This window comes from Microbacterium shaanxiense, from assembly GCF_054779995.1.
This window is the reverse complement of the sequence record NZ_BAAGXE010000004.1, coordinates 560,801-585,422: the sequence shown is the minus strand read 5'-3', so window position 1 is coordinate 585,422 and position 24,622 is coordinate 560,801. Positions and strand designations below refer to the sequence as shown.

At 64.7% G+C, this 24,622-nt stretch carries 22 protein-coding genes; 11 read left to right on the top strand and 11 right to left on the bottom strand.

Annotated elements, in window-relative coordinates:
* Together ACYVG2_RS16280 and ACYVG2_RS16275 are read left to right on the top strand one after the other, a co-directional pair.
* The coding region (locus tag ACYVG2_RS16280) for an integrase core domain-containing protein (protein ID WP_460781958.1) at positions 1–126 on the top strand (126 nt) is incomplete at its 5' end.
* A 40-nt stretch (positions 127–166) separates the two neighbouring features.
* Positions 167–1,270, top strand: coding sequence for a polysaccharide biosynthesis tyrosine autokinase (locus tag ACYVG2_RS16275; protein WP_460781941.1), 1,104 nt, complete (start codon positions 167–169; stop codon positions 1,268–1,270).
* 279 nt (positions 1,271–1,549) lie between these two features.
* Here the strand turns inward: ACYVG2_RS16275 and ACYVG2_RS16270 are convergent, their stop codons facing one another.
* The gene (locus ACYVG2_RS16270) at positions 1,550–2,257 is read right to left on the bottom strand and encodes a helix-turn-helix domain-containing protein (protein WP_460781940.1); all 708 of its coding nucleotides are present in this window, start codon (positions 2,255–2,257) and stop codon (positions 1,550–1,552) included.
* Positions 2,258–2,889: 632 nt separating this feature from the next.
* Between ACYVG2_RS16270 and ACYVG2_RS16265 the strand changes: the two genes are divergently transcribed.
* On the top strand, positions 2,890–3,762 hold the full coding sequence (locus tag ACYVG2_RS16265) for a hypothetical protein (protein WP_460781939.1): 873 nt from the start codon (positions 2,890–2,892) through the stop codon (positions 3,760–3,762).
* Between the two features lie 111 nt (positions 3,763–3,873).
* The gene (locus ACYVG2_RS16260) at positions 3,874–4,869 is read left to right on the top strand and encodes a MauE/DoxX family redox-associated membrane protein (protein WP_460781938.1); all 996 of its coding nucleotides are present in this window, start codon (positions 3,874–3,876) and stop codon (positions 4,867–4,869) included.
* A gap of 31 nt (positions 4,870–4,900) precedes the next feature.
* On the opposite strand, the gene ACYVG2_RS16255 is transcribed toward ACYVG2_RS16260, so the two are convergent.
* The 5 genes from ACYVG2_RS16255 to ACYVG2_RS16235 all read right to left on the bottom strand — a co-directional run bounded on the left by ACYVG2_RS16255 (position 4,901) and on the right by ACYVG2_RS16235 (position 11,039).
* Positions 4,901–6,073: a helix-turn-helix transcriptional regulator gene (locus ACYVG2_RS16255; protein ID WP_460781937.1), complete on the bottom strand. Its 1,173-nt coding sequence runs from the start codon at positions 6,071–6,073 to the stop codon at positions 4,901–4,903.
* A 710-nt stretch (positions 6,074–6,783) separates the two neighbouring features.
* Positions 6,784–7,938, bottom strand: coding sequence for a helix-turn-helix transcriptional regulator (locus ACYVG2_RS16250; RefSeq protein ID WP_460781936.1), 1,155 nt, complete (start codon positions 7,936–7,938; stop codon positions 6,784–6,786).
* A gap of 336 nt (positions 7,939–8,274) precedes the next feature.
* Positions 8,275–9,036 carry an RNA polymerase sigma factor gene (locus tag ACYVG2_RS16245; protein WP_460781935.1) on the bottom strand — a complete coding sequence of 254 codons (762 nt, stop codon included), beginning with the start codon at positions 9,034–9,036 and terminating at the stop codon, positions 8,275–8,277.
* Positions 9,037–9,408: 372 nt separating this feature from the next.
* A complete protein-coding gene (locus ACYVG2_RS16240) occupies positions 9,409–10,281 on the bottom strand; it encodes a hypothetical protein (protein WP_460781934.1) in 873 nt (290 codons plus the stop codon).
* A 53-nt stretch (positions 10,282–10,334) separates the two neighbouring features.
* A complete protein-coding gene (locus ACYVG2_RS16235) occupies positions 10,335–11,039 on the bottom strand; it encodes a TetR/AcrR family transcriptional regulator (RefSeq protein ID WP_460781933.1) in 705 nt (234 codons plus the stop codon).
* A 70-nt stretch (positions 11,040–11,109) separates the two neighbouring features.
* On the opposite strand from ACYVG2_RS16235, the gene ACYVG2_RS16230 reads away from it, so the two are divergent.
* The 3 genes from ACYVG2_RS16230 (at position 11,110) to ACYVG2_RS16220 (ending at position 13,520) form a co-directional block, all read left to right on the top strand.
* Positions 11,110–11,865, top strand: coding sequence for an SDR family oxidoreductase (locus tag ACYVG2_RS16230; RefSeq protein WP_460781932.1), 756 nt, complete (start codon positions 11,110–11,112; stop codon positions 11,863–11,865).
* A 20-nt stretch (positions 11,866–11,885) separates the two neighbouring features.
* Complete coding sequence (locus ACYVG2_RS16225; protein ID WP_460781931.1) at positions 11,886–12,215, top strand: nuclear transport factor 2 family protein; 330 nt, start codon at positions 11,886–11,888, stop codon at positions 12,213–12,215.
* A gap of 141 nt (positions 12,216–12,356) precedes the next feature.
* Positions 12,357–13,520, top strand: a complete 1,164-nt coding sequence (locus ACYVG2_RS16220; protein WP_460781930.1) for a low temperature requirement protein A — start codon at positions 12,357–12,359, stop codon at positions 13,518–13,520.
* 23 nt (positions 13,521–13,543) lie between these two features.
* Here the strand turns inward: ACYVG2_RS16220 and ACYVG2_RS16215 are convergent, their stop codons facing one another.
* The 5 genes from ACYVG2_RS16215 to ACYVG2_RS16195 form a co-directional block, all read right to left on the bottom strand.
* Positions 13,544–13,777 (bottom strand): response regulator transcription factor, encoded by a 234-nt coding sequence (locus tag ACYVG2_RS16215; protein WP_460781929.1) that lies wholly within the window; start codon positions 13,775–13,777, stop codon positions 13,544–13,546.
* 171 nt (positions 13,778–13,948) lie between these two features.
* On the bottom strand, positions 13,949–14,512 hold the full coding sequence (locus ACYVG2_RS16210; RefSeq protein ID WP_460781928.1) for an IclR family transcriptional regulator domain-containing protein: 564 nt from the start codon (positions 14,510–14,512) through the stop codon (positions 13,949–13,951).
* Entirely contained in the window at positions 14,512–14,757 is a 246-nt protein-coding gene (locus ACYVG2_RS16205; protein ID WP_460781927.1) for a helix-turn-helix domain-containing protein, read from the bottom strand. Before ACYVG2_RS16205 ends, ACYVG2_RS16210 begins: the two co-directional genes overlap by 1 nt.
* A 49-nt stretch (positions 14,758–14,806) precedes the next feature.
* Entirely contained in the window at positions 14,807–16,687 is a 1,881-nt protein-coding gene (locus tag ACYVG2_RS16200) for an FAD-dependent monooxygenase (RefSeq protein WP_460781926.1), read from the bottom strand.
* Between the two features lie 89 nt (positions 16,688–16,776).
* Positions 16,777–17,574, bottom strand: a complete 798-nt coding sequence (locus ACYVG2_RS16195) for an IclR family transcriptional regulator (RefSeq protein WP_460781925.1) — start codon at positions 17,572–17,574, stop codon at positions 16,777–16,779.
* An 82-nt stretch (positions 17,575–17,656) separates the two neighbouring features.
* Between ACYVG2_RS16195 and ACYVG2_RS16190 the strand changes: the two genes are divergently transcribed.
* From ACYVG2_RS16190 to ACYVG2_RS16175, 4 genes are read left to right on the top strand one after another with little or no spacing between them, the layout of a single operon-like run.
* Positions 17,657–19,804 (top strand): hydantoinase/oxoprolinase family protein, encoded by a 2,148-nt coding sequence (locus tag ACYVG2_RS16190; protein ID WP_460781924.1) that lies wholly within the window; start codon positions 17,657–17,659, stop codon positions 19,802–19,804.
* 17 nt (positions 19,805–19,821) lie between these two features.
* Positions 19,822–21,978 (top strand): hydantoinase B/oxoprolinase family protein, encoded by a 2,157-nt coding sequence (locus ACYVG2_RS16185; RefSeq protein ID WP_460781923.1) that lies wholly within the window; start codon positions 19,822–19,824, stop codon positions 21,976–21,978.
* Positions 21,975–23,093, top strand: coding sequence for an iron-containing alcohol dehydrogenase family protein (locus ACYVG2_RS16180; RefSeq protein ID WP_460781922.1), 1,119 nt, complete (start codon positions 21,975–21,977; stop codon positions 23,091–23,093). Before ACYVG2_RS16185 ends, ACYVG2_RS16180 begins: the two co-directional genes overlap by 4 nt.
* 17 nt (positions 23,094–23,110) lie before the next feature.
* Positions 23,111–24,613, top strand: a complete 1,503-nt coding sequence (locus tag ACYVG2_RS16175; protein WP_460781920.1) for an aldehyde dehydrogenase family protein — start codon at positions 23,111–23,113, stop codon at positions 24,611–24,613.
* The last annotated feature ends 9 nt before the right edge of the window (positions 24,614–24,622 follow it).

The window sequence follows — 24,622 nt, the reverse complement described above, 5'->3', positions numbered from 1 at the left end:
CAGACGATGAACTGGGTCGACTGGTGGAACAACAAGCGTCTCCACGAAGCTCTCGGCTACGCCACTCCAACCGAGGTCGAAGCCGCCTACTATCAATCACACAACGCCGAACCGGCGCTCACATAAACACCGGAACAGAACCCAGGGCGGTTCATGGCTGCGCGGTATGGCGATCGAGGTCGAGAAGTTGGAGAGCGGAACGGAGGCGATCCCGGCCGCGGTCGAACTCATCGTGGGTGATTCTGCGCGGCTTCCCTCTTCCCCCATTTCACCCAACACTCGCCTGAACCTGGCTCTCGGTCTCTTGGCGGGTCTCGCCCTGGGGCTCGTGTACGCGTTCGTACGACACACGTTGGATCGTCGCATCCGTCACCAGCGCGACGTGGAGCGCATCTCCGGGGTCGCAGCGATCGGTGTTCTTCCTCTGGAGAAGGCGATGGCTGGAACTCGCCAGGTGATCGACTTCTCGCTAGGGACGCAGCACGGCGTCTCGCATCACACGATCGAGTCGATGCGAGAACTGCGCACGAATCTGCAGTTTATCGACGTTGACAACCCGCCCCGTGTCATCGTCGTGACGAGCGCTGTTCCCGGCGACGGCAAATCCACCGTCGCGGTGAACCTCGCCTCAAGCCTCGCCGCAGCCGGCCAGCGGGCGATCCTGGTCGACTGCGATCTGAGACGACCCGTGATCGCCGATATCTTCGGCATCTCACGTGACGTCGGACTCACCGACGTTCTTGCTGGACGCGCTGAATTGCAAGACGTCGCGCACCACCCGAACAACGCGGTCCCACTTGTGGTCCTCGGCGCCGGACGCATCCCTCCGAACCCGAGCGAGTTGCTCGGATCGCGCCGCATGCGTGACTTCCTCGCCGAGGTCAGCAAATCCGCCATCATCATTCTTGATTCCCCGCCCGTGCTTCCCGTGACCGACGCCGCTGTGTTGTCCGCCGGAGCCGACGGAGTCCTGGTGGTGGTGTCGTCGGGGAAGACGACTTTCGACATGCTGCAGCGTGCGATCGACAGCGTCGCCCGTACCAGCGGCCGCGTCCTCGGTGTCGTGCTCAACAAAGTCCCTCGCAAAGGCGCAGAATCCGCCTACTACCGACGCGAATATTACGGCGCATATGCGGGGCAGGCGGCGACTCCGGCCGACGACGTGGCAGCCGACTTCCTCGGGAAAGATGCTGACGCAGTTTTCGCGGGTTCGCCGACGTCTGTGTCAGCCAAGCCGGACCTACGCCGCCGCGGACACCGCCAGAGCTAGCGGTGTGAACCCGTCGCGACGCATGAGGACATCGAGTCGCCCGAGTAGACGGTGACGGTCGCGGAGGTGCCGCCAGTGCCGGCGACACCGAGTGAGCCGCCCGCGCTTGCATGGACCGGTGGAGACACCCCCATTTGGGGCGCTTGCGTCTGCTGCGGTCATGCTCGCTCTCGGTGCCGCTCTCATCGTACGCCGCCGTCGTCCCCGGACGTAATAGCGCAGTGCTACAGGAGGCCGTCGGGGTGATCTCGACGGCCTCCTTCTCACGTGGGTGCAGGATCAGAGCGTCGTCGAATGGCGCCGACGTACGACGTCAGCACTTCCGCCGCTCTGACGTTGTATCGCATCCCGCATGCGGCGAACGCTTGTGAAGCCCGCGTGTGCGGCGATTTCTTTCTCGTCCATGTGCCCATCGGCGAGCTGCTGAAGGGCGAGCGCGGTTGACACCCGCCGCTCCTCGATCGCATCTCGTGGCTTCGAGCCCGCATGAGCGAAGAGACGATGGACATGCGGCACCGAGACCGATAGTCGTTGCGCCAGGATGGTGACGCTGAGGGCTGGGTCACGGTGTTGCCCGTCTATGATGCGCAGGGCATCCGCGTACAAGGACGGGCGCGCCGCCATGAGAGGCGCTACTGCGCTGGACAATGCCGCTGTCAGCGCGGCGCCCAGTGCCTCCGCGAGGAAGGGGTCCTCGTCGCTGTGCGGACGGTTATCTGACGGGGCGAGGACGTTGGTGATCGCGGTGATGAGGTTCCACAAGTGTCCTTCAACGTTCAGAACTCGGGTATAGGCCGCGCGGAATCGGGGGAGATGGAGGGCAGGGTAGTCCACCTCCCAGAACATCCGCGCCCATGGCGCGCTCTGCGTTGTCTCGACCTGTGCATCGCCCGGTAGCGCAAGGATCGTGCGCGGGGGCACCGTCACCGAACCGGCGGCGGTACGGACGGTACCCTCGCCATCGATACCCACGATGGCTCGAATCATTCCGGGACGGAGCGGGAGGCCGGCGAACGTACCTGCCGACGACCATAGACGTGTCGTTCGCCAGCTCTCGCCGCCTCGCGAGTTAAGCGCGATACGAGGGAACGGGCGCGAAACTTCCCAACCGATCGAACGGACAGTGCTTGGTGCGACGAACCCTTCGCTTTCTAGTTGAGCTTCCGCGAGCTGTGCTCGAGCAGACGACAGCACTAGAACGCCGTGATATGGGAAGGCCGTGCACATCGAACGGACGTCGGCTGACGAAGACTCAACGCCATACTTGCCTCGATCTTGAGCTCGAAACAACGTTCAACAGTGCGGCGGACGAGCATGCGCGAACAACCCTTTCGACATCGACGACGTGGCCCTTGTCTTTCATGACGACATCACTCGCCAAATCTGGCGAGCGCTCGCCGGCGCCCTGAGGTCTCCGCGCGGGTCTGACTCGCATCGATGTCCGCTGGACGAGAATCTCGCGTCCTTCGACGTAAAGGTCTCCAGTGCTCGCCTGTCGTCCGTGTCCGCTCGTCCCTCGATCCAGACTCAGCGTGAGCGGCCGTCAAACGCGTGCCGTGCACCGGCATTCGTCGCCGGTCGGACAGAGTCAGGCGCGAGTCTGGCGAGAGGGGAAATCAATGAAGAAAACCAATGAGCTCGAAGAAGAGTCACGCAACGGACGCGGTCAGCTCAGTCGGCGCACCGTCGTGCAGGGCGCTGCGTGGTCAGTGCCGGTCATTGCCGCCGCAGTTGCCACGCCGCTCGCTGCGGCGAGCGTGAGCAGTCCCTGGAACGTGAGCGTCACGCCCGACTGCGTCCTCGACGCGGGTGGAACCGGTCTGCTCGCACCTGGGTTCCGTGTCGTCGCGGACTCGCCGAGCGATCCGATCCCGGCCGTGCTGTCGGTGACGGAGACGGCCAGCGGAACGTGGGCGATGACGCTCCCGGCACCTAACGTCCCCTTCGTGGGAACGACCGATCCGACCCTGCTCCCGGGTGCGGACCTCGCATTCGGAGCATTCTCGCTGGCGTATGCGAGCGCGATCGTCGCGGCAGTTCTGGTTCCCGCCGCGCTCGCCGTGAACGGTCCGAAGGTGGCCGGCGACCTGTGGATCACGCCGTCCAATCTGGGGGACTACCTCTCGCCGCCGACGTTCACGCGGACGTACAACGGCACAGGGATCAACCAGACTGTTACCTTGACCTGCACGTGGGACATCTCCCGCGACCTGGAGCTCATCGGACTAGTTCCCGGCGACAGCACTTTCTGGGGCTACTTCGGTGCGCTGGTCCCGCCGGATGTGACGGGTGTGCCCGGATACGATGCGCTCAACGCATTCATCCAGGGCCTCGGCGTTATCCCGGTCGCCGGGCCGCTGATCACCAGCGCCTGGAACACCGCGGTCGGCTCGATCAGCCCCGAGTTGCAGATGACCGCCGTCGGCAACTGGAGCGACGCGCAGGCTGATCACATCGGCCAGCTCTCGAACCTCTTCGCGTTCAGCTGCTGACCCCATGAGGGTTCTGGAGAGAGACTCTTCTCTCCAGAACCCTCAGTCGTTCACCGTGCGGGCCCGGCATGAGACGCATGGAGTCCGCGTGAGGCCATGGAGGTTGAGTGCATGAACGCACTCGTGGTCGTACTGATCGCGCTTCTCGTGCTTGTGCTTTTCGCAAGCGCTTTCGGCAAGGTACATGCCACCGATCGTGGGCAGGCGGCATTCGCCGCGCTGCGGATACCGATGAGTCAGCCGCGCGTCGCGGCGCTTGCACTCATCGCTGCCGAATCGGCCATTGCCCTGTGGTTGACCCTCGCGTCGGGGTGGGCACTGGCGATCGGCGCATGGCTCGCGACAGCTTTCATGTCTGCGTTGCTCGCCGTCGTCGTACGCGCGCATCGACTCGGCTCAACGGAGGACTGCGGGTGCTTCGGCGACTGGCTCCCTTCGCGCATCGGCGCCTCTCTCATCGGACGCAACCTCTCGCTCGTCATAGCGGCAGTGGTGCTCAGCATCCTGAGCACGTTCGCTGCCGCCGAAGGGCGACGCGCGGGCGTCACACCCCTATTTTCGCCGGCGGCTGAAGACGCCGCAGTCTACTGGGCACTCGCGGCATGCGCGATCACGGCCATCGTGATCGGAACGGCTGTCAGAGCGCTCAGCCGAGCGTCGACGGAGCCGTCACCGCTCGTCGAGCCGACGTCCAGCGTGGTGCTACTGCCCGACAGCGGCGACATCGTCGATCTTGCGAAGCCAGGAACGCGGGCACGGCTCATCGTCTTCCTCCGCGCAGGATGCCGCGCGTGCATCGCCGTGCACGAGCTTCTGGCCATGGAAGGCGGAGCACTCAGCGCCGTGGTCGACGTTTACGTCGTTTACTCACTTCCACAGGGCAATCTCGACAATGTCGACGCTCTTTCCGCGCCCACCGGTGCTGCCCTGGCGGTCGACCTGGCAGGTTCGCTGGGCAGTCGCCTTGAGGTCGGCGTACGGCGCCCGGCAGCCGCGCTCGTCGTCCCAACGGGGAACGGGACGGTGCCGGTTGCGCTCGGGACGGACGGCATCTCCGCGCTCGTCAGCAGCCTTGTCGCTGTCGCTGAGGGGGCGGAGATGCGGTGAGGTCGCATCGTGATTGTCGCGACCACTCCGGTCAGGTCAGCAGGCCGATGGCGCGTGCGAGTGAGACCGCCTCGTCGCGAGTATGCACGTCGAGACGCTTGTAGATCGCCTTCGCATGCGTGCGGACGGTATGGACGGACAGCTGCAGTCTGCCCGCGATCTCTTCCAGCGTGCCACCGTGGTGAAGTTCGCGAAGCACTGCCAGCTGACTACTGCGCAGGCGCGTCGCTGTGACCGGCTCCGGGATGTCGATCAGTAACGCGTTCGTAGGGGAGACCATCGACGCGATTCTGATCGGCACGGTAGTGAGGGCGCGCATGACGTTCTCCGCCGCGACGGCGTGTCTCGCCGCACGGGTCGACCACGCGACATCGCTGGATTCTGCACGATCCGCGATCCACACTTTGATCAGGGAGGCCTCGGCCAGAACGATGGGTCCGGTCGTCTCATCCCTCAGGACGAGATCGATCTGCGTCTGCGCCGTCGCGTCGTCACCGAGATGCAGAGTAGCGCGAGCGCGCATGAGAAGGAGCTCAGGTGTATCCGCGGCGATCGAGTCGATGATCTCGATCGCCGCGCGCGGGTGCCCGATGCTCGTCAGCGCGGCAGAACGGCAGTACGCGAGGGCTGACTCCGCGATGGTTCCCGGCATGACCTCGTGCTCTGCGTCGGCGATCGCCACCTGATTGAGCGCGGCACCGTATGAGCCGTGCGCAAGTTCCCAGCGCACCCGAGCCAGGACGCAATATGGCCAGAAATCGACGAGCTCGCACTCCGCCAGCTCGTCGAGCAGCACTTCAGCATCGGCGTCGAGCCGTTCGACAGCGATCAGTGTCGCCGTCAGAACGGCTAGCGGCGCGAGTCCGGCCGTGGGCGGCACGGCATCCGCAGCGACGCCGAGAAGACGGGTCGCTTCGTCGATGCGACCGCAAGCGGCGTTGACCACTGCTGCATGCAAGGCGATGCCGTTGCGCAGCTCGGGGGACGAAGATGCGAGACGTAGCGCTCGTGTGAAGTCGGCGATGGCGTTGATGGGGCGACGACACAATGCTTCGACGGTTCCCGTCTCCAGAAGGAGCGACCCGGCATCGGCATCCGCGACATCTGTGAGGGTGTTGATTCGCTTGCGAAGCCGGCGCGCGAACTCGAGCGCGTCACCGGCCTCTCCCTCGTTGAACGCCCGACGCATCTGTGCCGTGAGCAAGAGCAGCAATGTGGTCGGCTCAGAGGCATCCGACCTGGCCATCGCGGGCGGTGAAATCCGGGGTGGAGTGCGACGGGACGTCTGCGTTGCTCTCGGCTGGATGTTGAGCACACGGGAGAGTCGGCGGAGGGCTTCCGAAACGATCTGCGGATGCTCTCGTGTGAGCCTCCGATAGTCCTCCACCAGACTGTCCGCTTCGGACAGCCCGGCTCCGAGCTCAGGGGGAGCCGTGGTCGCACGCGCGTGAAAGGACGCAGCGCGTTCAGCTGTTCGTGTCGGCATCGTCCCTCCCAAGGTGAGCTCCATCGCGCAGCTCCAGTCAGGCTGCTCTGCGCCTCGATGCGAGGATCGGGTCTCGTCGCATCACTGTCAAAATATCGGAATGCCGTCCACGCACTCATGGTGGTGGAGTGTGGAAACCACTCACTTGGAGGCGGTGACGACGCACCGTTGAGCGTTGTCAGAAATGTCGGCGGTTCTCGTCGGTATTGATGGAGGTGCTCCCCAGTCCTCCTGAGGCAGTATCGCTGCCTCATCCCCAAGGGGGTGTCGGTACCTGCCGGCACCGCCATCGCGACTTGGTACCCAGCAAGCGCGATGTGGGGGAGGGCCCCCACATCCTCCCCCACAGCTCTCCGGGGTGTGTGCACGGCGGTGTGAATTCGCATGTCTGGAACGAATGGCACCAAGCGATCCGAATCCGACGGTCCCTACGCGTCGGGCGTCTCGTCGATGAAACCGAGATCGCGGGCCTTCTCGACTGCCTCCGCTCGGCTGTGCGAATCGAGACGTCGGTATATGGCCTTGATGTGCGTGCGCACGGTGTTCGCGGAGAGTTGAAGACGCCCGGCGATCTGTCCTACGGACTTCCCCTTGGAGAGCTCAGCGAGCACACGCTGTTGGCTGGGACGCAGAGTGGGTCGGAGGGGAATGTCTGCCACCTCGACCATGTGGTGCTCGGCGTCCACGGCTCGTGCGAGAGACCGGGGGACGGTGGTTGTCACTCGGGCAAGACCTTCACGTTCGATGGCAACACGAGCCGTTTTAGCTATCGGCACGTCGACCTTTCCGGTGGCCTGTTGGCGTCTCCAGAGGTCGAGCAGCAAGGCCTCCGTGCGGATCACGGGACCGATCTGCTCCTCGCGGATGAGTCCGCGCAGCAGCATTCGGGACTGGTCATCGCGCCCCTCGATGAGGAGTACCCGGGCCAGAACTACGCGCAGCTCTGCCCAGTCATCGACTGCCGACTCCGCGAGTTCACGACGGGCCGCTCCATACTCGCCGAGGTGCGTCAACGCACTGCTGCGAAGCGAAACGAGGATGGCATCGGCAAAGCTCCCTCTGAGGGGAGCATGCTTCGTTCGTGCAACGGAGACGCGCTCGAGGGCGGCGCTGAAACCCCCGTTTGCAATCTCCCAACGTGTACAAGCCAAGGTCAGGAAAATCCAGAAATCATCTTCCTGCTCGAGTGCATCCGATCGAAGCAGCAGTTGTTCGGCATCCGGGGCTAACCGCTCCACGGCGAGCAGCGCCTTCGCCAGCGTCCTAAGGAACTCTGAACGGGGTGTTGCCCCCATCGCCGGGCGGGGTGGGAGCTCATCGAGTATCCGCTGCGCCTCTCGCAGCCGACCACGCGCGGCATCCACGGCAGCGGCGCGTATGGTCGCTTCGAGAGCGAGGTCGGAGTCCGCGTCATCAGCCCATCGTGCCGCCGCTCGCAGATCAGACGCCGCCGCGACGTGGTTCCCGGCCACGGCTTCGCTGATTCCGAGTTGCAAGGCGACCGGCGCCAAAGCAACCACCGCCCCCGGCTCGCGCTGGGCGCGGTTCTGCAGGCGCTGTCGAAGACGTCGCGTGACTTCCACCGCCTCCGTCTTCCGGCCTGCGTTCCTGAGGCTCCGGACCTGGTCCATGAACCAGGTATCGATTCGAGTCGGGGGAATCGATGCCAGCTCTGATGCCGTCAGCACGTTGAGAGAGTCAAGCGCGTCAACATCGGCGTCGATCGGCATTCTCATGGCAAGAGAGACGAGAGGGACTCCGCGAAGTGCCGCGTGGAACATCACCGGACGGCTCCTGGCTAGCGACTGCAAGTAGTTCGCCAGTGCGGCGACGATCTCTGGTTCCCTTTGCCTGACGAGCGCGCGTGAAAGTCGCCGTGCGTGCTCTGGGTAGGTCGGAACGTCGGTCTCCTCCATCGACTAGCGAGGGTACGCAAGCGCTTCGAAATCACGCAGGCCCTGACTGCATCGGCCGCAATGCCACAACTCAGCGAGCAGTTTGTTGTCTTCCTGACCTAAGAGCATGCCTCCGCTGACGGTGCTGAAGCGTTCCTGCCGGGGACGGCAATCTTCCGAGTCGCACGCGCGACTGAGGATCACGTTCAGTAGCGCGCTGCGCAGCCGCTTCTTCGACCGGTAGAGCGTCGTGTGGATCCACGCCGCGGGACGCTGGAAGTCAGCAGTGAGGTCGCGCGCCGGCGTTCCGTCGATCAGCACGTAGATAAGTAGTCTTCTGTGGTCTTCTGGCAAGGTTGCCAGTGCGTCCGCGACGATTCGACGACTCATCTGCGCCTCGACGTCGTAGGTATCGGAACCGTGGGGGAGGAACCCCACGCGGTCCTCCTCCAGGCTCAACTCCTTGGAGCGCGGCGACTTCATATCATCGAGAAGGCGGTTGCGCATCGATTGCGCGATGTAGCCAGTGACGTTTCGATCAGGCCCCGTTCCAATGGTCCACTTCGACCAGGTCGATGTCACAGCGGAGGCCAGCAGATCGTCGGCATCTCCGCGCCAGCCCGCGATGAACCGCGCAGTGCGCTGCAACGCGCTCCAGTGTCGGCGCAGGTAGAGATCAGCAGCTTCGCGTTGGCCGGTGCTCGCTCCGCGGATCAGCGCAAGATCGTCATCGAGGTCACTCCAAATCGCTGCCGTGGCCGGCGCCGCGTCGATGGTTGCGATCATGCTGGTCCCCTATCCACCCACCACCCCATGGGTAGGCCTAATACATAGGAGACGGCAGAAGACTGGCGCTCGACGTCTAAACACCGAAAGACCACCCATGGCATACACCACGAGTCACCCATGAAGTACCCCATGGCGTGTGAGTGTGGTTGGGAGCCTGTGATGGGGGTGAGGTCGGCGCATGCCCGCGACGGCGAAGGTCGCCCGGTAGCAGGCCAACCTGCCCGTTCGAAATCGCTCAGAGCCATCGAGAGCACTGTGTCTTAGCCGGTCGTGTCCCGTGAGGTCAACGGGTATTTTCGTCTTCCACGGGCGCTTAGCCGCCCATCGTCATCAGTATCCTTCTCGAAAGGTCTACGACAACCGGGCTGGTCAGTTGCCCCAGCGTAAGGCGAGGATGCCGGAGGGGAAGTTGATTCTCTCCGCGTGAACGGCGTGCCCATCGAGTTCGCGCATCCGACGCTTCTCGACGCCGCTGATGATCTCGGTCTCTTCGATCCAGGCGGGCGGCGCTCCCTCAGTGAATCGTGCCCAGAGCACGATTTCGTGTGTCCGGCGACTAGCCGCGAAACCGCATTCTTGCTCCTGTGGATAGCCTTCGGGGTAGTCGATCTGGTACTCGAGGATCGTGGACTGACCCACTGGAACTGTGCGATCCAATGTGAACTGGCAGCCGAATCCGTCCGCGGATGCACGCGACGCCGTCCCTGCGACGCGACATCCGTACTGCGCCGTGAAGACGGGGGTCACCGGGCTTGGAACGTACGTCATCTCCACCCACACGAACTCGGTCATCGGCGTATGCACCGCTTGAATGCGGAGGCGGTGCCGCTGACGCTTGACGAATCCCTGCGCGTCGATGTCGGCCACGATCTGCACGCTCAACGCTCGGACGTTGTCGATCGGCTCCGAGGAGAGCAACTGACCCATTTCATCGATGGACTCCGCGACCGGTCCGATCCCCTCTGGAGTGCGCATCGGTGCGAGACTACCGAGCCGTTTGCTCGGGGGCAGAAGCGCGCTCAAAGAACCCAAATCAAGGCCGAGCACGCTTTCGATATCGGCGACGGCCGTTAGCGATTTGGCGCCCTCCGGGGTACGTTCTCCGCTTCGCCAATACCCGAGTGCCGAGATCGACATCGGATTGCCGTGTTCCGTCAGGCGCGATTGTAGTCGCGATAGGGTCATACCCCGGTCGCTCATCGCATCACGAAGCGCGTCCGCAAACGCTCTGTTCTCGCGCACCCACTACTCCTCGTCAAAAACCATCGAGACTCACGGCCACCCGGGGACTACACCTAGCGGTCAGTTCCGGTCGTACTCATTGCACTCAATTGCTGCAGCCATTCGGTGAGGAGCGATGTCGCGTTGGCACCGAGAACATCGGGATGGGACGCCGCGTATTCGAGGACTCTGTGAATCTCCAAGCGCTCGGAGTCGGAGGCCGCCGTCCCTGTGATGGCGGCGATGGCGCCTTCACGGACACTGATACTCAACGGGCGGTCCTCTTCTGCGAGAACGATCTGTCGCAGTGTGACGCCGATGTTGGTGACGAGAATATGAGAGGCCGCTTGCTTCGGGGGGACCACGAGCCGGCCTTGTGCTGCGGCGTGCTCGGTCAGGGCGAGCAGTACCTCACTGGGACGCGATTGCGCGGCCGGCGAATGTCCGGGGCGGACCTTTCCATACATGAGGGTGTAGAAGCCGGGGTTGGTGATCCCGAACCGGACGTGTGCATCCCATCCGTGACGGATGTCTTGGATAGGGTCGCCAGTGCGTTCGTGCGTGTTCTTCTGCGCCATGTAGAGATCGAAGCCGCGCTCGATGACGGCGTTGATAAGGCCGTTCTTGCTGCCGAAGAAGTGGTACAGGGTGGGCATCTTCACCCCGACCTGGTCGCAGACGGCGCGGAGGGAGAAGTCGTCGCCGGGGGTAGCGGCAATCATGTCGGCGGCCGCTTCCAAGAGGCGCTCTCGTGTATCGCCACGCGCGCTTGCTGTCATGTCGCTATAGTACCCCGTGTAGCAATGCTATATATTGGTATCTGATTGATACACGATGAAGGGGAAACACGTGACCACATACACACTCCAGGGCAAGAACGTCCTCGTCGCGGCTGGCGCGAAGAACCTCGGTGGGCTGATCAGCCGACAAGCTGCGCAGGCTGGCGCGAACGTCGCCATCCACTACAACTCGGAATCGACCAGGCCTGCGGCCGAAGAGACGCTCGCCGCGGTCGAGGCTCTCGGGTGCAAGGGCGTCGTTCTCACCGGCGACCTCACTAGTCCCGCGAACGTGGAGAAGTTGTTCGCCGATGCCGAGGCGGCGATCGGCACGATCGATGTCGCGGTGAACACGGTCGGGAAAGTGCTTCGCAAGCCGATCTTGGAGACCTCCGAAGACGAGTACGACTCGATGTTCGACATCAACTCGAAGGCGGCCTACTTCTTCATCAAAGAGGCGGGCAAGCACGTCGCCGATGGTGGCAAGGTGATCACCATCGTGACGTCGCTTTTGGCAGCGTTTACGGATGGGTACTCGACTTACGCGGGAGGCAAGAGCCCGGTCGAGCACTTCACGCGGGCAGCGGCGAAGGAATTCGCCGGTCGGGGGATCTCCGTCACTGCGATCGCTCCCGGTCCGATGGACACCCCGTTCTTCTACGGACAGGAGACCCCGGAGCGGGTCGAGTTCCACAAGTCCCAAGCGATGGGGAATCAGTTGACGAAGATCGAGGACATCGTCCCGATCGTGCGGTTCCTCGCCACCGAAGGCTGGTGGATCACCGGGCAGACGATCTTCGCCAACGGCGGATACACCACCCGCTGAGCTTCGAAAGGACGCCTGCCATGACTGCAGTTAGTCTCCCTGAGCCCATCGCGTCATTCATCGACGCCGTGAACAGGCAAGACGAAGCGGCGTTCCTCGCCGCGTTCACCCCGACCGCTTTCGTCGATGACTGGGGCACCATGTATGACGGCCCGGTTGCCATCAAGCGGTGGAGCGACCGGGAGTTCCTCGGCGCCACCGGCACGCTCACACCCGAACGCATCACCCAGGACGGCCATACAGCCACCGTCATCGGCGACTGGCGCAGCTCCTTCGCTAACGGACTTTCCTCGTTCCGTTTCGTGTTGGAGGGCGACAAGATCGCTTCAATCACCATCCGCGAAGGCTGACCAGGCGCAGTTCGCCAAGTGTGTGCGCGACTCCCGCTGAGCTAGTCGCGCACACACCGCACCAACGAAACGAAGGCGATCATGACCGCAGACAACCGCCGGCCATCCCGGTCGCCACTTTCTCGTGTGAGGCTCGCCCGGATGCAACCCCGTGATCCGGACGAACCCCATCGGGCCGCGAGTCCGCTCGAATTGTTCTTCGACCTCGTGTTCGTGGTCGCGGTCGCGTTTTCGTCGCAACAGTTGCATCACATGGAAGCCGACGGGCACGCAGGTGCGGGGGTCCTCGGCTACCTGATGGTGTTCTTCGCGATCTGGTGGGCGTGGATGAACTTCACCTGGTTCGCGACCTCCTTCGCGACCGACGACTGGCTCTACAGGACTATGACGATCCTGCAGATGGCAGGCGTGCTCATCCTCGCCGCCGGTGCGTCCTCCGCGATGGCCGAGCACGACTTCACGCTAGTCACCATCGGGTACGTCATCATGCGTCTCGCTCTCGTTGGGCAATGGCTCCGCGCCGCGGCCGCGGGTCGGGCACTACGAACCACGACATTGCGATACGCCTCCGCCATCACGATCGTCCAGATCCTCTGGATCGCACGACTGTTCCTCCCCGAGACGGCCGGGTTCATCGGGTTCTTCATCCTCGCCGCCACAGAGATCGCGGTTCCGATCTGGGCGGAGGCGAAGCGCCCGACCCCGTGGAATGCACATCACATCGCCGAACGCTATGGGTTATTCACTCTGATCCTCTTGGGCGAGTCGATCCTGGCATCTGCCAACGCCGTCGTAGACGCGATCGACACCGGCCACCGCGTCCCTGACCTGCTCATTATCTCCGCATCAGGGCTTATCATCGCTGCCGGCATGTGGTGGATCTACTTCGCACGCGAACACCACAATCACATCAACGGCCTAGGTTCCTCCCTCACATTCGGCTACTTCCACTACGCGATCTTCGCTGCCGCCGGCGCATTCTCCGCCGGCATCGAGATCACCATCGACACGACCGCCGGCGATACCGACATCGCCCACGCCGCTGCCGCCGCCATGCTCACCATCCCCGTCGGACTGTTCTTCCTCGCCGTATGGTGGCTAACCCTCCGACACTCCCTCACCCGAACAAGCAACAGTACATTTCTGATCGGCGTCGCGATTATCTTCGCCGGGATACTCCTACCGGGACTCTGGTCGGTAGTCGTCGTCGCTCTTGGAGCCATATGTTCCGTCGCTGCTGTGGAGGAGAGACCCAACGTCACTGCGGACCTCATCGGCGGCGGGACAGAAAACCCGGACGCGTGAGGGCCGGATCCAGCCAACTGCCGCTACTTCTTAGCGCCCAGGTCTCGGACGAGGTGAAGCGCGAGCGCGGTGCGATCGGGCTGGCCGAGCTTGCGGAGTAGCGCTGAGACGGTGTTCTTGACCGTGCCATGGGCGAGATGTAATCGGGCTGCGATCTCGGGCTTCGGCCGGCCTTGTGCGACGAGGTTGGCGACGGGGGTGACGGCGGACTCGACTGTCGAGATCGTGCGGGCTGTTCTGCGTGTTTCGCTCTTCATTGAGGATTCCAGCTGTTCCTGGGGAGCCACGCATCAATCGAATGTCAGCCTTGACTGTCAAGCTTCGATGTTCGCCCCGGATGGGTTGTTGCTTCAGGCGAGTTCGCGGTTTGCCGTCGACGCGGGTACTTTCCGCTATCGGGGAAATCGCGCATCCCGCGCCTGCGCCGGTCACTCCTGCACCGCTCGCGGCGGCGCGTCAGTCCTCGATCCGAAGCTCCCGGCCGAGGGACTCGGCGGCCCCCTGATCAGCTTCATCTTGGCGTTGTCTTCCAAAAGCGCGTCGAACCGCGCGCTCGGGGGCAGACGACGGTGATCGTTCTGTTGGTGGTGGGCCGACACCGGGAACGCCACGGCGCTGATCCCCATGACCGCCTCTTCCCGGGACAACGCATATCCTCGGTTGCGCGTGCGATTGAGTTCTCGCATCAGTTCGGTGAATGCCGCATCGTCGAGAGCGGCTCCTGTCCTCTCCGAGGCCGGACCACGGAAGAGATGCTCGAGTTGCACGTCGCTGACGCCGGCGAGCGAGACACGACCGGCGGCAGTGGCATAGGCGGGATGCACGGCACCGCTGCGTTCCATCTCGGTATGCCCACACGTGCCGACGACCATGAGCATTCGCGTGTGCGGACCCACACGGAGGGTCAGATTGACCGTCTTGCCGGTGCCCTGTGCCAGTTCCTCAAGGAACGAGGACGAGATCTGCAGCAGCGCATCCACGTTGCGGGCCATCAGCACCGGTGCGCCGAGCGCCGGCCCGACAGGTAGTGACGATGCTCGTCTTGCACGGCGAACCCATGGAACACGAGCATCGAGACGATCCGATGCGCCGTCGACACGCTCACCTGAAGGTGCTGGGCGATGGCAGTGATCCGCAACGGAGCGCCGTTGCGCAGCATATGCAGCACAAGCAGTGCTCTGTCCACAGAGCCGAGCGCGTACGTCGGCGGATCGATCTCGCCCGCCGAGTGCTTCATTGCCTGATCGTACAGCGGCGGAGCTCACTGGCCGGGCGTCTGAGGTGGGTCAACCCGCTTCGTGGCCGGTGAAAACGCGCGCGAAGAAGGCGGACAGGCGCTCGACAGCATCCAGTGGCAGAACATCAGCGACGAACTGATCGGGACGGACGACGACCATGCATCCGAGTGTGCGGTCGACGCTGCGGGCCTCGAAGATGTCAGTACCGCCCGTCCCGGCTGCGGTGAAGACCTTCTCGTAGTCGATCAGGCCGTACTTGCCCTTGCGGGGCGCAAGCAGAGCAGGCAGAGATCCGAGATCCACTTCGCGGTGCGGTCGCTGCAGGATCGCACGCACGTCGATCAGCGCGTCGATGTCGGCGCCGGGCCGAGCGTATCGACGAAGCGGCGACCCGTCTCGGACGAGCCATTCGCACAGTGCCTGCATCCGCGATCCCTCGGCATCGGTGAAGGCATACAGCCGCCAGCGCCCGTCCGCCTTGGCGGCATGGCCGAGCTCGGTCTGCAGCGCATCGGCGACGCGGACGACGGGCGCGGAGTGCAGTCGCATGCCGATGGGGAATCCGGTTGCCAAGCCCTGATGAGACGGATCAGCGACGAGAAGGCCCTCGCGATACCGCGTGGCGACGCCCGCGGTGTAGTCGCCGGCACGTACGAAGTACTCTTCGAGCTCTTCCGAGGTGATTCCGCCTCGCTCCGGGTGATCAGGATCCTGGGCCGGCGATGCCATCAGAGCCGACCACTCCCTGTCGAAGTCGATCAGCTCCTGCGCGACGGGTCGACGCTCCGCCGAGTACGACGCGAGCAGCGACGATTCGCTGAAGCCACCCAGCACCGAGGCGAGCTTCCAGCCCAGGTTGAAGCCATCCTGCATCGAGACGTTCATGCCCTGACCTGCCTTCGCGCTGTGGGTATGGCAGGCATCCCCGGCGATGAACACCCTCGGATCGGAGCCCTCTGCGGCGTCATCGAAGGCGTCGGCGATCCGCTGGGCCACTTCGTAGACCGAGAACCAGGCGGTCTCCGCAGCCTCCAGCGTGTAGGGGCGAAGCACGTCGTTCGCCACCGCGAGGATGTCGTCGGCGCTCATTGCCCGAACCTGCGCGCGGTTCTCCGCTGTGATGGTCCCCAGGTCGACGTACAGGCGAACCAGATGCCCGCCTTCGCGAGGGATGAGCAGGATGCTGCCGGCATCCGATTGGATCGCCGACTTGAGGCGGATGTCGGGAAAGTCCGTGATAGGGAGGATGTCCATGACGCCCCAGGCGTGGTTCGCCGCGTCGCCGCGCAGCTGATGCCCGATCGCCGTGCGAACCGCGCTGCGCGCGCCATCGCATCCCACCACGTACTTCGCGCGCACGGTGCGCACGGCATCCGTGGACGTCTCTCGAAGCATGACCGACACTGGCCGGTCAGCACCCCGGTCGACGTCGAGGCCGACGAACTCCAGTCCGTAGTCGGGCGACAGCCTTGTAGCGCTGCGCTGCATGGAACCGAGCAGGTAGTCCTGCACTCGCGCCTGGTTGACGATGACGTGCGGGAACTCGCTCATACCGTCGCGGGTGTCCTGCACGCGTCCCGTGCGCTCGATCACGCGGCGATCGGTCGCGGACGGTCTCCAGAACGTGGTCTCGTTGACCCAGTAAGACTCCTTCAGCAGCTGATCGCTCAGATCGAACGCTTCGAACATCTCCACAGTGCGGCAGGCGATGCCGTCGGCCTGGCCCAACTCAAGCGGCCCGGGCCGGCGTTCCGCGATGCGGGTCGTGATCTCGGGGAACCTCGCCAGCTGTGCGGCAAGCACCAGGCCTGCCGGTCCTGACCCGACGATCAAGACATCGATGTCCTCCGGCAGCGACGCGGGAGCGGGCATCGGCGCCGGGGCGATGGACGGATCGCCCGTGTAGAAGCCATTCAGGTAGTACTGCATGCGAACTCCTCTGTCCGTGACAGTCATACAGTAGGGCCCGCGCGCCGCCGATCATTCGCCGAATCCGCGAATGTCTGCTCTGCGGAAAACTATGTCGCGTCGATGGCCAGGTCAGCGGCGATCGCAGAGATCTCGTCGCGGCAGAGGAAGATCTGCGCGAGCCGGTCCGGCGTGAGCATCGCATCCAGTCGAGCAATGGGCGTGGCGATCGACAGGCCGGCTACTGCGATCCCACGCGGCCCGACGATCGCGACACCGACCGCTCCGACTCCGAACTCCGTCCCTTCACGGCTGAGTGCGTATCCCAGCGAGCGAACAGTGCTGAGCTCTCTGCGCAGATTCTCGAAGTGCTCGTCATCGAGAGCGACGCCGGCGATCTGAGCGGAACGACCGCGGTACAGGGTCTCCAGTCGCTCTTCGGTTTCGTGTGCCAGCAGCGCTTTGCCACTTGAGGCTCCGATCGCGGGGATCACAGTTCCCGTGCGGTCGCCGATGCGCAGAATCGCGCTGGACTCGACCGTGGCCAAGAAGCGGATGTTGATCCCCACGCGCACCACGAGGTTCACCGTCTCGACGAGCTGCGCCGACAGGATCTCCATGGGCTCCATGGCGCGGTGCCGAAAGTCATGAAGCCACGGCGCCCCGATCGCCCTGGTGCCCAGGGCGGGGCCGGCCACATACCGCCTGCTGTCCTCCTGCATCGCGAAACCGCGGTACACGAGCATCGCCATCAGCCGGTGCGCGGTGGATGGCGCGACCTGCAGTTCCTCGGCCGCATCCGTGAGACGGATGCTGCCGCCATCGCGCAATAACTGCAGCAGGCGCAGGGCATTGTCGACGGATTCGATGGGGTAGGGCGGTCGCTGTTGCAGGAGTTGCTTCCTCATAGCAGAAGATCATTGCTCACAATCTTGCGGAAGGAAAGACTCTGAGTACCCGATAACCGGGACGAGCTCGAAGGAGAGACCGATGCCAGACACCGATGTCGTGCCGACCGACACGCGCGAAGACACCCTTTACGTGGGGGTCGATACCGGGGGAACCTTCACAGACGTCGTCGTGATGGATGCCGACGGCGGTGTCGTCACGAACAAAGCGCCCACGACCCCCCACGCTCTGGAAGAAGGCGTGCTCGCCGCACTCAGCCTGATCGCGGATGAGCGCGGCGAGACCCTGAGCGAGATGCTGGGTCACGTGGCCAGCTTCGGGCACGGGACGACGCAGGCGACGAATGCCCTGATCGAACGGCGGGGCACCACGACCGGGCTGATCACCACCCGCGGGTTCGGCGACACCATCCTCGTGCAGCGGCTGATGGGATTCACCGCCGGCACCCCGACAGAGCTGCTGGGCAAGTTCAGCGCCCGGAGATACCCCGATCCGCTGGTCCCCCGCACCCTGATCGCCGAGGTACCCGAACGCGTCGACCAAGCAGGCACCGTGCTCCTGGGCCTGGATGAGGAAGCCACTCGCGCGCAGGTTCGTCGGCTCCGGGATGCCGGCGCCGAGGCATACGCCGTGTGTCTCCTCTGGTCTTTCCGCAACGCCGCGCACGAGCGCCGTGTCGGCGAGATCATCCGGGAAGAGGCAGGAGAGGGCGCCTACATCAGCCTCTCGAGCGAGGTGAACCCGGTGCTCGGCGAGTACGAGCGCACCGCCACGACAGTGCTCAACTCCTACCTGGGGCCCACCGTCGAGCGGTATCTTGAAAGGCTCGAGCGATCGCTGCGCGATGAAGGTCTGCGTGGCCGCTTCAGTGTGCTCAACTCCATCGGCGGGGTGATGGGCGCTCGGGATGCGGCGAGCCGCGCCGTGCTGCTGCTCGCATCAGGACCCACCGGCGGAGTGCTCGGCTCCCACTTCCTGGCGCAGGAGCTCGGCCATCGCAACGTCATCACGACCGACATGGGCGGCACGAGCTTCGACGTCGGCCTCGTGGTCGCCGACCGCCCCGTCATCTCGCAGGTGACAGAGGTCGCTCAGTACCACGTGGCCGTACCGATGGTGAACATCGCGGCCATCGGCGCCGGAGGCGGCTCGATCGCCGAGGTCGTAGGCGGCGAGCTGCGCGTCGGACCCGCCAGCGCCGGCGCGTTCCCCGGACCGGTGTGCTATCGGCGCGGCGGCCAGCGGGTCACCGTGACCGACGCCGATGTCGTTCTCGGCGTCATCGACCCCGATGTCTTCCTGGGAGGACGAATGAGCCTCGACAAGGCGGCCGCGGAAGCCGCTGTCCGCGAGCAGATCGCCGACCCTCTCGGTCTGAGCGTCGTCGAAGCAGCCGCCGGGATCAAGCGCATCGTCGACTCGCGAATGGCGGACACCCTGCGTGAGCTGACCGTCGGACACGGTCACGACCCGCGCGACTTCGTCATCTACGCCTATGGGGGTGCCGGCCCGATGCACTGCGCAGGGTTCGGAGCCGACCTCGGAGTGGGCACGATCCTGGTTCCGGCGACATCGATGGCCCATTCGGCGTATGGCGCGCTCGCCGCGGACATCCGCCACAGTGCCGAGCGCTCGGTGTCGTTCCGGTCCGCGCCCGGCAGCCCGCATCCCTCCGCCGACTTCGATACCGCGCTGCTGCGTGGCGTCTTCGAGGAGCTCGAAGAGAATGCGCGGGCGCAGCTGATGCAGGACGGAGTTCGTCCCGAGGACATCGTCATTGAACGGTCGGTCGACATGCGATACCGCATGCAGACCCACGAGCTCATCGTGCCGGTTCAAGAGCCTCTCGACGACGATGCCGCGGCGGGACGCCTGATCGACCTGTTCGAGGAGATCTATGAAGACACCTACGGTCATGGCGCCGGCTTCCGAGAAGCGGGGATAGAGATGACGACGTTCCGCGTGTCGGGGATCGGTCGCACCCCGAAGCCCAAATTCGCGCACGCGCCGGCGAAAGCCGCCACCGCGTCCTACGGCAGCAGGCCCGTCTACGACGTGAGTATCGGTGCCTGGTCCGATGCCGTGGTCGCCGACTGGGATTCGCTGGGCAGCGAGCCGCTTCTCGGACCGGCCGTGATCGAACACCCGACGACGACCGTCTACGTCGCCAGCGGCCAGCAAGTCGCGGTCGACCGCATCCGCAATCTCGTCATCACACCCACCGCGTGACAGGGAGGCCACACACCATGAGTATCACCATGCAAGAAGAGTCCGTTTCTCCGCTCGACGTCGATCCCATCACTTTCGAAGTGGTGCGCAACCGCCTCTCCGCCATCACGGAGGAACAGGCGATCACCCTCAAGGCGGTCTCCGGGTCACCGGTGGTCACCGATGCCACCGACTTCAACGTGGGCACGTATCTCTCCGACGGGCAGATCGTGACGATGGGGCCGCAGGTGCTGTTCCACTCGGGATCGATGGCGAGTGTCGTCCGCAACATCGTCGCCGACTGCGAGGCGAGTCCCGGCATCCGCGAGGGCGACATGTTCATCCTGAACAACCCCTACAAGGGTGCACTGCACCAGCAAGACGTCTCGATCGTCGCCCCGGTCTTCTACCACGGCGAGCGCGTGGCGTGGGTGGGGGCGTGCGCACATCAGATCGACATGGGAGGAATGAACTTCGGCTCCTGGGGGATCGGCGCGACCATGATCCAGCAGGAGGCCGTGCTCATGAGCGGTGTCCGTCTGGTCGAGCAGGGCGAGATCCGCACCGACATCTGGGACATGGTGCTCGGGATGACCAGGATGCCGCTCGCGGTCGGCCTGGATCTGAAAGCGATGATCGCCGCCAACAACGTCGCGGCGCGCCGCCTCACCGAACTCTTCGACCGCTATGGCCTCGCCGAGGTGCTGCGCATCATGGAGCTGGAGATCGAGCACTCGGAGCAGCACCTGCGCGATCGGCTCCGGGAGCTTCCCGACGGTTCGTACCGCGGTCAGGACTTCCTGGAGCACGACGGGCACACGAACACGCTTTACGAGATCTGCGTGGAGGTGCGCAAGACAGGGGATCGACTCGTCTTCGATTTCACGGGCACGAGCCCGCAAGCGCCCGGCTTCATCAACTGCACCTGGTCGGGAATGCTCGCGGGAGTCTTCACCGCGCTGCTGCCGACTCTGGCCCCCGATCTTCGGTGGAACGAAGGGCTGCTGCGAGTCATCGAACTGGAAGCACCGGAGGCGATCGTCTGCAACGCGTCGTTCCCCGCACCTGTCTCGTCTGCGACCATCTCAGCGACGTGGGTCGTCACCAATGTCGCCCTGCAAGCGCTGTCGCGACTCGCCGCGACCACCGCTGCCACGCTGCCCGATGCGACCGCGGTGACGAAGGGCTCCATGACCGCGTTCGTCATCAACGGCGTCAACCGTGACGGGACGCCATACGGCAACTTCCTTCTGGATTCGACCGCCGGAGGCGGTGGCGCGTACAGCGACCACGACGGTCTGAGCGGGTCCGGAGACTTCTGCGTGCCGCGCCCCGCCATCACGAACGTGGAATCGCACGAAGCGTCCGGGCCGATCCTGTTCCTGTACCGGAGCATCCTCACCGACACCGGCGGGCCAGGGCGGCAGCGCGGGGGAGCGACGCTGGGGCTGGCCATCACTCCTCACGATGTCGACGGGCTGCACGGCATGATCGTCGGCCACGGCGTCGAGGTGCCGAATAGTCTCGGTCTGTTCGGCGGACTGGAGGGATCTTGCAATCGCAACGCGAAACTCCATGCCGATGGCGATACGCCGGTGGGACGCATCTTCGGAGTGCACGACCTGCCGTCATGGTCGGGTGAGATCGAGCACTTCGGTGCCAAACCCGGCTTCTTCCGGATCGACCGCGGCGACGTGATCGCCTACAGCTTCCAGGGCGGCGGCGGATTCGGCGATCCGATCGACCGCTCGCCTGGGCTGGTGGCCGCCGATGTGGCCGACGAGTACGTGAGCATCGGCGTCGCCCGTGACATCTACGGTGTCGAGTTCGACGGCAGCGACGTGGATGAGCTTGCGACGCTGCGGCGACGCGACAGCATCCGTGAAGGGCGGGTCGCCGGCGCCGGTATCGGCGAGGACGTCACCGTGCCCGACGATGCGGTGTGGCTGACGCCGGACGTGTTCCAGTTCGGAAACGAGGTGCGCACGCGTGCGGGGGCCCTGCTCGGCGCCCCGACGGACTGGGTGTCCGGCGTCATCAAGCGGGTCGTGCCGGCTGAGGCGCATGGCCCCTACATCGCGTTGCACGAAGAACTCGAGCTGCGAGAGTACCTGTGCCCGGCGAGCGGTCGTCTGCTCTGGTCGGCCGTGGCGCGCACCGGCGCCGCCGACCTCGTTCCGGTGGAGGTGCGATGACTCTCCAGTTCCAGGTGCAGACACGTATCCACGCGGGGATCGGCGCGGTGTCAGGCACGAGAAGCATCCTCGATCGGCTGGGTGCGCAACGGGTGCTCGTCGTGGTCGATCGGGGACTCGAAGAGATCGGCATGCTCACACGGATGCTGGACACCGGTCGTGTCGGCGATCTGGTCGTCGACACGGTGCGCATCGATGTGAACCCCGCACCTGCGCCGGTGGAGGAGGCGGCAGCGGGTGCACGTGCGGCCGATGTCGATGTCGTCCTCGGCGTGGGAGGAGGCAGCGCGCTGGGAGCGGCCAAGGCCATCGCGCTGCTGCAGACCAACCGCGTGCCGATCCTCGAACTGGAGGGTGACGCACGCGCTCGGCACCTGCCAGTGCCCACCGTGGCGATTCCGACGACGGCGGGCAGCGGCAGTGAGGTCTCCAATGCCCTCGTGCTGCACGAACCCGGCCTCGTGCGTGAAATCGTGATCCGCGGGGCGGGTTACGAACCCGTCGCGGCGATCCTGGATGGCACGACCCTGCGAGACCTGCCGAGGAACCCCCTGGTCTTCGCCGGGCTGGATGCGCTCACTCATGCCCTGGAATCGCTCTGGGCGCGAGGGCGCAGCGTGTTCACCGATGCCTGCGCAGCCCAGGCCGCGCGCGAGCTATTCGAGGTGCTGCCCATCGCCGTCTCCGGAGATGCCGATGGCCGAAACAGCTCGGGAGAGAACGACACCGCGCTGCAGCGCCTGATCGAAGCATCCAGTCTCGCCAACATCGCCTGCGGGAACAGCGGCCTCGCTCTGGTGCATGCGCTCTCGTCGTCCCCTGTGGTGGAACTCGCGCACGGCTTGCAGAACGGGGTTCTGCTTCCGCATGTGGCGCACTTCAACCGCGATGCTCTTGACACCTCGACACGTGAGCTTGTGGAACGACTGCCCGCGCTGTACGAGCAGATCGGCTTCCACGCCCGCTTCGAGGAGCAGATCGCCGATGCGGTCGCCATGGTTCAGGCGAGCCGCGGGCATCCCTTCCGTGAGAACAACGTCCGCGACGCGACCGATGAAGAGCTCCACGCTCTACTGCACGCAGCGGGCGCTGACGACCTGGCACGAACGACATGACCCTGGAGGAGCACGAAATGACAGACGTGGACGTGGACAAGGTGCTGTCCGGCCGTGAGCACGAGGCGACGGTTCGCCGCCTGCTGCAACGCGATTGGCGGATGCTGATCGACGGTGAGCTATGCGGCGCGAGTGACGGTGGCGAGTTCGCCACGGTGGACCCGTTCTCGCAACTTCCCATCGCGCGCGTGCCGGACGCGAGTGCGCACGATGTCGATCGTGCGGTGGAAGCAGCCCTCGCGGCCCGTGCCGCCTGGCGTGAGACGACGGCTGTGGAGCGTGCGCGTCTCGTACTCGACTTCGCTGATCTCGTGGAAGAGCATCGAGACGACCTGGCGCTGCTGGATGCGATCGACGCCGGATCGCCCATTGTCAATGCGCGATTCGATGTGACGATCGCCCTTGCGCAGATGCGGATGTTCGCGGGCCTTGCCTTGGAGATGAAGGGGCAGACGGTACCCGCATCCGCTGCTCTGCATTTCACGATCCGCGAGCCTGTGGGCGTGGTCGCGAAGATCTGGCCGTACAACCATCCGCTGATGTTCTTCTGCCGCATCGCGGCGCCACTCGTCGCCGGCAACTGCGTCGTGGCCAAGCCACCGGAGGCGGCTCCGCTGTCGCCCCTCGCCCTCGGCGAGCTGGCGGCACAGGTCTTCCCCCCGGGAGTCGTGAATGTCGTGGTGGGCGACGGGCCGTCGGTACCCGACCGGATCGTCCGGCACCGCGGCGTGCGCCGGGTCGGCTTCATCGGGTCGGAACCGACCGGACGATCGATCCAGAAAGCTGCGGCGGAAAGCGGCGTGAAGCACGTGACGCTGGAGCTGGGCGGCAAGAACGCGATGGTCGTGTTCCCGGACGTCGATCTCGATGCGGCTGCGGCCAGCGCCGTGAACGGCATGAACTTCACCTGGTCGGGACAGTCCTGCGGATCGACGTCACGGTTGCTCGTGCATGAGGATGTGCACGATGCTCTGGTGGAGAAGGTCGCCGCCCTCATCCGCGAGCGGCGCCAGGACGATCCCCTCAGCGAGGCCTCTCAGCAGGGGACGATGATCAACAAGAATCAGTACGACAAGTCGCTCGACTTCATTCAGACCGCCCAGGCAGAGGGAGCGACAGTCGTCGTCGGCGGTGGCAGGCCCGAAGGGGAGCGGTTCGGAGACGGCCTGTTCGTCGCAGCCACGTTGCTGACCGGAGTGTCTCCCGATTCGCGGATCGCTCAGCAGGAGGTCTTCGGGCCGGTGCTGTCGGTCATCACGTTCCGCACCGAGGACGAGGCGCTCCATATCGCGAACGATGTCGAATACGGACTCACCGCGAGCGTGTGGAGTAACGACATCCATCGCGCGCTTCGCATGGCTCGCGGGTTCGAGGCGGGCTTCGTGTGGGTGAACGGGTCGAGTGCGCACTACCCGAACGTGCCCTACGGAGGTGTGAAGAGCAGCGGTGTCGGTGGAAAAGAGGAGTGCCTGGAGGAACTGCTCTCGTACACCGAAGAGAAAGCCATCAACATCCTGTGAGCGGGTCAA